The 9,763-nt window shown below is 43.4% G+C and carries 10 protein-coding genes; 8 read left to right on the forward strand and 2 right to left on the reverse strand.

The genetic code is table 11. The features are described 5' to 3' along the window. Positions 1 to 194: 194 nt before the first annotated feature. The 3 genes from cobU to ppk2 all read left to right on the forward strand — a co-directional run bounded on the left by cobU (position 195) and on the right by ppk2 (position 2,236). On the forward strand, positions 195 to 752 hold the full coding sequence (gene cobU, locus ACM0OR_RS26810) for a bifunctional adenosylcobinamide kinase/adenosylcobinamide-phosphate guanylyltransferase (RefSeq protein WP_323268809.1): 558 nt from the start codon (positions 195 to 197) through the stop codon (positions 750 to 752). A gap of 126 nt (positions 753 to 878) precedes the next feature. Further along, positions 879 to 1,292: a hypothetical protein gene (locus ACM0OR_RS26815; RefSeq protein WP_323268808.1), complete on the forward strand. Its 414-nt coding sequence runs from the start codon at positions 879 to 881 to the stop codon at positions 1,290 to 1,292. Positions 1,293 to 1,360: 68 nt separating this feature from the next. Further along, positions 1,361 to 2,236, forward strand: coding sequence for a polyphosphate kinase 2 (gene ppk2 / locus ACM0OR_RS26820; RefSeq protein ID WP_414579456.1), 876 nt, complete (start codon positions 1,361 to 1,363; stop codon positions 2,234 to 2,236). Positions 2,237 to 2,345: 109 nt separating this feature from the next. Here the strand turns inward: ppk2 and ACM0OR_RS26825 are convergent, their stop codons facing one another. Then, complete coding sequence (locus ACM0OR_RS26825) at positions 2,346 to 3,338, reverse strand: hypothetical protein (protein WP_414579457.1); 993 nt, start codon at positions 3,336 to 3,338, stop codon at positions 2,346 to 2,348. A 299-nt stretch (positions 3,339 to 3,637) separates the two neighbouring features. Between ACM0OR_RS26825 and ACM0OR_RS26830 the strand changes: the two genes are divergently transcribed. From ACM0OR_RS26830 to ACM0OR_RS26850, 5 genes are all read left to right on the forward strand, one after another. After that, positions 3,638 to 5,803 carry an ATP-binding protein gene (locus ACM0OR_RS26830; RefSeq protein WP_414579458.1) on the forward strand — a complete coding sequence of 722 codons (2,166 nt, stop codon included), beginning with the start codon at positions 3,638 to 3,640 and terminating at the stop codon, positions 5,801 to 5,803. Positions 5,804 to 5,906: 103 nt separating this feature from the next. After that, complete coding sequence (locus ACM0OR_RS26835) at positions 5,907 to 6,281, forward strand: response regulator (protein WP_190698536.1); 375 nt, start codon at positions 5,907 to 5,909, stop codon at positions 6,279 to 6,281. 8 nt (positions 6,282 to 6,289) lie between these two features. After that, positions 6,290 to 8,251, forward strand: a complete 1,962-nt coding sequence (locus ACM0OR_RS26840; protein WP_414579459.1) for a response regulator — start codon at positions 6,290 to 6,292, stop codon at positions 8,249 to 8,251. Between the two features lie 193 nt (positions 8,252 to 8,444). Next, positions 8,445 to 9,188, forward strand: a complete 744-nt coding sequence (locus ACM0OR_RS26845; RefSeq protein WP_414579460.1) for a phycocyanobilin:ferredoxin oxidoreductase — start codon at positions 8,445 to 8,447, stop codon at positions 9,186 to 9,188. A gap of 106 nt (positions 9,189 to 9,294) precedes the next feature. After that, a complete protein-coding gene (locus ACM0OR_RS26850) occupies positions 9,295 to 9,519 on the forward strand; it encodes a hypothetical protein (RefSeq protein ID WP_414579461.1) in 225 nt (74 codons plus the stop codon). Positions 9,520 to 9,536: 17 nt separating this feature from the next. Here ACM0OR_RS26850 and ACM0OR_RS26855 read toward each other — a convergent pair. Further along, on the reverse strand, positions 9,537 to 9,763 hold a 227-nt coding region (locus tag ACM0OR_RS26855), incomplete at its 5' end, for a tetratricopeptide repeat protein (RefSeq protein WP_414579462.1).

Genomic DNA, 9,763 nt, shown 5'->3' on the forward strand with positions numbered 1-9,763 from the left:
ACAGGTGACAGGTGACAGGTGACAGGTGACAGGTGACAGGTGACAGGTGATAGGTCAAGAAAGGGGCTTAAGCTTATTGTTAAGTCCACCTGCGCGGACTTAACAATAGGGAAGCTACGCGAATGTTTTTATCGCCGCGACTTCTAGTCGTTTCTTCGTGTTTCTTCCCCTAAATCCCTATTGAGGAAACAGCTTTGGGTAAAGTCATATTAATCACCGGCCCTGCTCGGTCTGGTAAAAGTGAATGGGCAGAAAATTTGGCGATAGAATCAGGTAAACAGGTAATTTATGTGGCGACTGCTACTGTTAACCTTGATGATGCAGAATGGCACAAACGCATTCAATTACACCAAAACCGCCGTCCTCAAGATTGGGTGACGCTGGAAGTTCCTGTGTCACTATCTGCAACTCTGGCTGATGCTAAACCTAATACTTGTGTTTTAGTCGATTCTTTGGGGACTTGGGTAGCTAATCTGCTAGAGGATGATGATCAGAGTTGGGAAAATACTTTAGCGGAATTTTTAGAAACAGTGCAGTTAGTTGCTGCGGATATGGTGTTTGTGGCGGAAGAAACGGGTTGGGGCGTTGTACCAGCATATCCTTTGGGACGAACATTTCGCGATCGCCTGGGTACTTTGGTGCGTCAGTTAGGCTTAATTTGCGAAGCTGTCTATTTGGTTACTGGTGGTCATGTTTTAAATCTAAGCATACTTGGTACACCATTGCCAAAATCTATACATTACGAATCATGAAGGATTATTTAAGAAATTTTAAGAGAGGTATATTATTATTCTTTAGTAAAATTTTAGGCTGATTCTTAATACAAAATTAAACAGTCAGTATCAAAATTTTCCTCATACCGACTGTAAAATTGTGGTATGGCAACTAAAGAAGAAGTCAAAAAATATCTTTCCTACTGGTTTCAGTTAGGAAAGAAAGTAGTGGTCGGGAATGAGGGAACAAGCTTGCTACCTCAACCTATATTCCAAGGCGATCGCTATAGCAAAGAGTTTGAAGAATGTTGGCAAAAGATTCTCTCATCGGCAAGTAATTGTTATTTGGATGGAACTGATGAGACTATTGCCCAATTACTAACGCCAGTATGGGAAATCTCAGATTGCGGTCGTTGTACTATGCCAATAGCTATGCGTAACGTGGGTATGCCTGCGGCTTTTTGCCCATGCAACAGTTTACCAGATTGGCCTAATACTGAATTACCGACTCCAAGGTGTCCAATTAATAATGAAGAACAGTTAAAAATAATTCGCGATCGGCTTTTAGTTAATAACTGATAAATCTGCATTAATTAACTGTGGGTTCTTGACGAACACTAAGCAAGGTAAATCCGGTTAAAAAGGCTATGGAATCCCAGATAAAAACCCTCAAGTCCAAGAAAAAGATTGCGAAAAAAATCAAACAATGGAAGCTCAAAAAACACACAACTGAAGGTGAAGGCAGTTCTAAAATATCCAGTCGGCTCTACGAAAAAGAAATAGCTGAACTGCAATTAGAACTGGTGAAAATGCAATATTGGGTAAAGTTTACAGGCGCGCGGATCGTCATTATTTTTGAAGGACGCGATGCCGCCGGTAAGGGGGGTACGATTAAACGAATTGCAGAACCGTTGAACCCCCGTGGGTGTCGTATCGTCGCTTTAGGTACGCCTAGCGATCGCGAAAAGACCCAATGGTACTTCCAACGCTATGTAGCCCATCTGCCAGCTGCGGGTGAAATTGTTTTGTTTGACCGCAGCTGGTATAACCGCGCTGGGGTAGAATCTGTAATGGGGTTCTGCACAGAAGAACAGTACCAACATTTCATGCAAGATTGTCCAGAATTTGAACGGATGTTGGTGCGTGAAGGCATCATTCTGCTGAAGTATTGGTTTTCTGTCAGTGATGATGAGCAAGAACGACGCTTTCAATCGAGAACCACCGATCCCGCGCGGCGATGGAAACTCAGTCCGATGGATCTCGAATCGCGCGATCGCTGGGTGGAATACTCTAAAGCTAAGGATGTCATGTTTGCTCACACCAATATTCCCGAAGCACCCTGGTTCACGGTGGAAGCAGACGACAAAAAACGCGCTCGTCTCAATTGTGTTTACCACATCCTTAGCAAGATTCCCTATGTGGATATGACCCCAGAACCCCTAGAACTGTCTCCCCGCAAGTCTGGCGATAGCTATGTCAGACCACCTCGAAATGAACAATTCTTTGTACCACAGATTTATTAGGTGGTCTTTTTCTGGCTGGGTTTCGCGGCGTGAGTAACATTGGATACTATGGGTGAAGAGGCAAAGCGGCGATCGCCACTGACAAATTGCCTTTTTGAAAGTTTCTAGATTAAAACCCCAGATAGCTAGGATCTGAGGTTAATGTTACTAAAGTATAAATAACGAATGAAGTAGTACCTAATAAATATAGTAATACTTCAAAGCATCCTTTTTTCTTCTTCATCCCAAAGCCAATTACAAGAGAAATACCTATCAACTCAATTACTAAAAAAAACCAAAGCTTTGGATTAGAATTGTCAATAATGAATTGAACCTTTGGCGCGAGAGTTGTAATCGCATTTTTTAATTCTTCTATATTAGATATAGTTGATTTACCTTGCTTCGGAAGTTCAATTACTAATGGTTCTTGGTTCTCTCTTATCTCTGGTTTCCAGTCAAACTTTAACTGACTGATTCCTAAATCTCTCGTAAATGTAACCTTTTCTAAAGATGCTAAAGAAATAAAGTTATCACTCCGAAAAAGAGATTCTGCGTCTGGAAGCCTCTCACGCTTTATAGAGTTAACGAGAGAAGCATACTCAATATGCAAGCGGTTATCAGAGAGAAAGACAAATTCAGTCCCATTGTCAAAAATAACACTAGCTAGCTTTTGCCCATCTGGGTAAATTTCGATGGTAATTGTGCCGGAAATAGCTTCATTATCAATGATAATTTTGTTGTCTTCTCCTGGTTGCAGAGTCAATTTATGTTCTCCAATTGCGTGAAGCTTGACTTTACCTTTGTTCACACCTAACTGGAATACTTGCTCTGTACCATTTTTTTTGTCTCTGATGATGATATAAGTGTAGTCATCTCTGACATCAAATTGATGAGCGATAGAGAAAACTCCAAGTTCTTTGACTGGTAAAGGTATATTGGTAGAGATTTTCCACAATCCTTTAGCTTCGCGGCTTAAATGTATTCCTACAGGAGCAGCAGGATTCCAGCCGACAGAGGTTTTATCTTTTTGTCCGCATCCTGAAAGTAATGTGATACATAGCAGAAAACTCAAAACGAAGGCAACTAATAATTTCCAAGTGGCGGTAGGACGGTTTAGTATCATTGTTAACTATTTGATTATTTTACAAAAAGTATCGAACAGCACTCTACCTATAATCTTTAATCTACACCGTGACTCAGAAGATTTACGCTCATTTACTTAATCGTGGTGGTAAAGCTGTTTGTAACCCGCTTGATTATGAACTATACACAAATATATTTAGATGAGGTTTGAACTTTATCACCTAGGGTATTGGCGCAGACTTGTACAAAATGTTAAATTTTCCAACATTAAATTTACAAGATTTGAACTTTCGATAGGTTAAGTAAACAATAGGAATGTCCCCCTGTATATGGATGTAAGTGCCTAAACGTTCTTCTAAGCAGCGATTAAAATCCAGCACGAAAAAATCTAAACATCAAAGACGCACTCAGAAGCATCTGATTAAAACTTTATTTAAGAACGCCCATGATACGGGATGCTCTGCTGCGCCTATAGCGATTGCCCTGATTAATGATCAGGGATGTTTCATAGATATGAATATTGCTGCTTGTGATTTACTAGGTCTACCGCGTCGGAAACTAAGAGGGCAACATTTATCTACTTTCATCACTGCGGAATTTACTCTTCAACCTAGTCCGGGAACTTTTCTACATGGACAATCATTTAATGGAGAACTATTAGTCTCATCTTCCACCCAGATCCGGCAAGAGGTGGAATATACCTTCACTCCAAATGTAATCCCTAACTGTCATCTGCTGTTATTACGAGACATTAGTCAGCGTCGGGAATCAATGCAGGCTGAGTTACGACAGCAGCAGCAGCGAGTTGAACTATTCTCGGAAGTGACGCTGAAAATTCGGCAGTCGTTACAACTCAAGGAAATTCTGCATACCACGGTTACGGAAGTACAACGGATTTTGCAAGCCGATCGCGTGTTAATTTATCATGTCTTGCCCGATGGTACAGGCAAAACCATCAGCGAAGCGGTTTTACCAGATTATCCCACACTGATGGATCTGGAATTTCCCCAGGAAGTCTTTCCAGAGGATTATCAACAACTATATGCCCAGGGAAGAGTAAGAGCGATCGCCAATGTGCATGATCCGGAAGCTGGTTTAGCAGAGTGTTTGGTGGAATTTGTCGATCAATTCCAGATCAAAGCCAAACTAATTGTCCCAATTGTGCAAACACTCAATACCCATTCCCAGAATCAGCTGTGGGGGTTATTAATTGCACACCAATGTAACAGCGATCGCCATTGGGTAGATTTTGAACTGGAACTAATGCAACAACTGGCAGATCAAATCAGTATTGCTCTGTCTCAAGCCCAACTACTGGAACACTTAGAAGAGATTGTGGAAGTCCGCACCGCAGAATTGCAAGACGTCAATCGGAACTTGCAACAGGAAATTCATGTGCGGATGCACGCGGAAGCGACGTTGCGCCAGAGAGAAGAGCAATTGCGCTTAATTACCAATGCCCTACCAGTTTTGATTGCCTATGTGGATGAGCAACAACAATATCGCTTTAATAATCAAGCCTACCATGATTGGCTGGGGCAATCACCGGGGGAAATTTACGGTTGCCATCTGCGTCAGGTTTGGGGAGAAGATTGCTATCAACGGATGCAGGTTTATGTAAAAATCGCTTTAGCTGGGCAAGCCGTAACCTATGAAAATGATATTGTCTTGAAAGATGGTAGTGGGCGATCAGTTGATGTTACTTATATCCCGCATCTAGATGACCAAAACACAGTCAAGGGATTTTTTGCCTTGAGTAGCGATATTAGCGATCGCAAAGCCATTGAACGGATGAAAGATGAATTTATTTCCGTCATCAGCCATGAATTGCGGACTCCCCTAACATCGTTGCATAGTGCCTTGAAAATCTTGGCTACAGGGCGATTGGGCAATCTTTCGGACGAAGGGCAGCAAATGCTAGGAATTGCCGATGACAGTACCGAACGGTTAGTCCGTTTAGTTAATAACGTCCTAGATTTGCAGCGCATTGAGTCTGGTAAAGTGATTATGGAGTGCCAAGCTTGCAATGCTGCAAATTTAATGATCCAGGCAGCAGAAGCAATGCAAGCAATGGCACAGCAGCATGAAATAACTCTAGTCAAACAACCACAGGATATCCCAGTTTGGGCAGACGGGGATTACATCTTGCAAGCTTTAACAAATTTACTCAGCAATGCCATCAAGTTTTCATCACCAGGGGGGACTGTTTGGCTGACTGTTGAAGTAGAGAAAGACTCCTCAACTCAAAACCTCCCTAGGGAAGTGGTGTTTCGAGTGCGAGACGAAGGGCAAGGAATTCCATCTGACCAACTCGAACGCATTTTTGAACGGTTTCAACAAGTAGATTCGTCAGATTCCCGCAAAAAAGGTGGTACAGGTTTAGGGCTGACCATTTGTCGCAAAATTATTGAGCAACACAACGGTAGAATTTGGGCTGAGAGTAATCCAGGGTGTGGAAGTACCTTTGCGTTCACATTGCCCACTCTTGGGAGTGCTGAGTGCTGAGTAATGAGTAATGAGTAATGGGATAATTCCCAGTCTCCAGTCTCCAGTCCCCAGTCCCCAATACCCACTTAGCACTCACAACTATACTTATGCGAGGGATTCTATGCCTACTAAGCGGATTCTAATTATTGATGACGAAGAAACCATTCAAACTGTTGTCCAATTTGGTATCAAAATGGCGGCTGGATGGGAAGTTTTCACCGCGAGTTCTGGACTCGAAGGCATCCAGACTGCTCAAACTGAAAACCCTGATGTAATTTTATTGGATGTAATGATGCCAGATATGGATGGTATTGCTACCTTTAAAGAACTCCAGTCTCATTCTGAGACGGAACAAATTCCGGTCATTCTTTTAACTGCCAAAGCACAAACAGCAGAAAAGCGTCAGTTTAATGATTTAGGGGTCAGTGGTGTAATTACCAAACCCTTTAATTCCCTGGATTTACCGGAGCAAATTACTAGAATTCTCCATTGGTAGCCGCATCAATGAAAATCTTGCTTGTGGAAGATGATGACTTATTAATTAAAGTCCTGACTAGAAATCTGGCAACCCATCACTATGTTGTAGATACTGTCAAAGATGGGGAAATGGGATGGACTTATGGTTCTACGTTTGAGTATGACCTAATTGTCTTGGATATCATGCTGCCAAAGTTAGATGGTATCAGTTTATGCAAGCGTTTTCGCACAGAGGGATACGTCACTCCCATTCTGTTACTCACAGCACAAGATACCATCACCGCCAAAGTGCAGGGATTGGATGCGGGCGCAGATGACTATATGGTTAAACCCTTCGATCCCATAGAACTAATCGCTAGGGTTCGGGCATTGCTGAGGCGAGGAAGTGCTAATCCTTTTCCCTTGCTGAGTTGGGGAGATTTGCTACTCAACCCCAGCACTTGTGAAGTCACCTATAATGGTTGCCCCCTGAACCTGACAACAATGGAATATGATTTACTGGAACTGCTGCTGCGGGACTGTCAACACGTATTTAGCACTGAAGAACTTTTAGACAGATTATGGTCTTCGGAAGAATTTCCGTCTCAAGCAACGGTACGTTCCCATATCCGTCGGGTACGTCACAAGCTAGTAGCTGCGGGTGCGCCTCATGACTTTATCGCCACCATGCACGGACGGGGCTACTATCTAAAAGCACCAAGGACGGAAGAATCGACTGCCCTATCTAAAATACCCCAAGAGAAGAATTATAGGGATACTTCTAGAATAATTGATACTTCCAGAGAAACCCAGAGCAATTCCCCTCAACATCTTCCTCCAGCCGACTCCCAACAACAATACCTGGCCTTCCTCAACGAAACTTGGACAACGACTAAGCCCAAAAGCCTCGACCAAATGGCAGTTTTGTTACAAGCTGTCAGAGACTTGCAAACCGATCGCCTGCAACCCCAACAACAAGCACAGGCACAACAAGTAGCTCACAAACTAGCGGGTACTCTGGGAATCTTTGGGCTATCCAAAACAATGCACGTTGCCCGGCAATTGGAATATTGGTTGGGGGGTCGAGAGCCACTGCAACCGAAACACGCGCCGTTGATGAAAACACTAGTGACGGCTCTCCAGGAAGACATTGACCACACCACACTGATCCAAATGTCTCAGATTCCCACTGGGCAATCACCCCTGTTACTTATCGTGAGTTCGGATACTGAGTTCAACCAGTCCCTAGTAAGTGTTGCAGCTAGTCGGGGAATTCGCATTGAGACTACTCCGGTGCTGGATGTGGCTACAACCTTGATGGCAACTGAGTCTGTTTTGGGTGCTGTAGGTCAAGACCCCGATGTTATCTTGTTGCGTTTACCATCAATTTCATCTGATTCGTTACTGACTGATCAGTCTACCCCCCAGGGCAGTAACTTTTGGGCAATATTGCAGACATTCTCACACCGTTATCCTGATTTGCCAATTGTGGTGATAGGCGATCGCGATGAATTAAGCGATCGCTTGGAGGTGATGCGCCAGGGTGGAAAACTTTTTCTGGTAGCACCGACTCCACCAGAGCGAGTGATTGATGCTGTAGTCAATCTTTTACGAGATCCAAAGATTCCCAAAAAGTTGATGATTCTGGATGATGATCAAGATTGGTTACGCACTCTGCCCACCCTGCTAAAACCTTGGGGATTTAAAGTAACAACCCTTGCCGACCCCAAAAAATTCTGGACGGTACTGCAAGCAGTGACCCCCGATGCCCTAGTTTTAGATGTGAATATGCCACAGATCAATGGATTTGAACTCTGCCAGATTCTCCGCAGTGACCCTAATTGGCAGCGTTTGCCAGTATTATTCCTCAGTGTGCTAACAGACTCCGCTAGCCAAAATCAAGCGTTTACCGTCGGTGCTGATGATTATCTGTGTAAACCCGTCATGGGAGTTGAACTAGCCAACCGTATTCTCAGGAGGTTACAAAGAGTTAAGGCTTGGGCTAGTTGATTTATTAATGGGTATTGGGCATATAAATTCAAAATTGTATAACTTCTACCCCACGCTGCGGTTTCCGCGAAGCGGTACTGCTTCCCCTGTCACCTGTCACCTGTCACCTGTCCCCTGTCCCCTTCCAACTGCACACATTTTGCACGAACTATAGGTCAAGGTAAGTATTAATCATATACTCAAATAGAAGCGTATGTTGAAGTCTATGGAAGCATCGTTAAGAAGCCGTCAGAATCCACTAATCCACAGATTGGCGGATGCTATTGAAGAAATTTGGCAAAAGCACCTGGATCTATCCCCTTACTCAGTCCCAGAAGGTTTAGGCTATGTTGAAGGACACCTGGAAGGCGAACGGCTGATCATTGAAAATCATTGCTACCAAGCTCCGCAATTTCGCAAACTGCATTTAGAATTGGCTCAGGTTGGGAGTGGATTAGATATTCTCCACTGTGTGATGTTCCCTAATCCTGAATATGCGATTCCTATCTTCGGCACAGATTTGGTTGGTGGGCGAGGCGGCGCAATTAGTGCAGCGATCGCGGATTTGTCTCCCATTAGTAGCGATCGCACTCTACCAGAGCGTTACTATCAACAGTTGTCGGTGTTGTCTGATGTGCCGTTTTCTCAACCACGGACTTTACCACCTTGGGGTGATATTTTTTCCGAATTTTGTCTGTTTGTCCGTCCAGAAGGTACTGAAGAAGAAGATATGTTTCTCAACCGGGTGCGGGAATTTTTAACCATCCATTGTCAGATTGCCAGTACAGAGACACCCCTAACATCAAATCTTGACATTTCCAAGGTGCTGGCAGGACAACGAAATTATTGTACAAAGCAGCAACAAAATGATAAAACTCGGCGAGTTCTGGAGAAATCCTTTGGTACAGAGTGGGCGGATCGCTACATGACTACTATGCTCTTTGACTATGTAGCTTGAGATTATCTTCAATGAATTTGTGTGATACCAGGATAGCGATCGCCTACGGGACATCGTAGCTCATCACAATCCTGGTAATTCTGCTTAACTCAAAGGAGAAGCAACCATGAGCAGTAACTCTAATGAAACACTAGTAGAACAGACAGTAACCTACACGCTAGAGATGAATGGCAAATTTTACTTGATTGAAAATGTACCTGCACGGGTGAATCCAGAGATAGGAGAACAATTTTTTTCACCGTCTACGGTAGAACGATTACAGCAGATTATTTATAACCAACAAGAACCTATCCGCATTGTTGAAACGCCAGTGTATGACTTTGCTGCTTAGGAACTGAGAATATACTATTAACTAAATAAACTACCCCAAAAACCCTTTTTCTGATTCCTTATAATCTCTAAGTTTTCACGAAACAGAGAGTTAGTAGGTTCGAGATGAATAGCTATGTTTACTTCGGCGATCGCTGCTTCTAGCTTCCCTTGATCTTGCAGCGCAAGCCCCAGGTTATTGTGAGCGTTGGCAAAGTTTGGGTCGAGGCGCAGGGCTGTTTGGTAGCTGGCGATCGCTGCTTCTA

Source organism: Anabaena sp. CCY 9402-a (genome assembly GCF_963920945.1).
Classification (GTDB): Bacteria; Cyanobacteriota; Cyanobacteriia; order Cyanobacteriales; family Nostocaceae; genus Trichormus; species Trichormus minutissimus.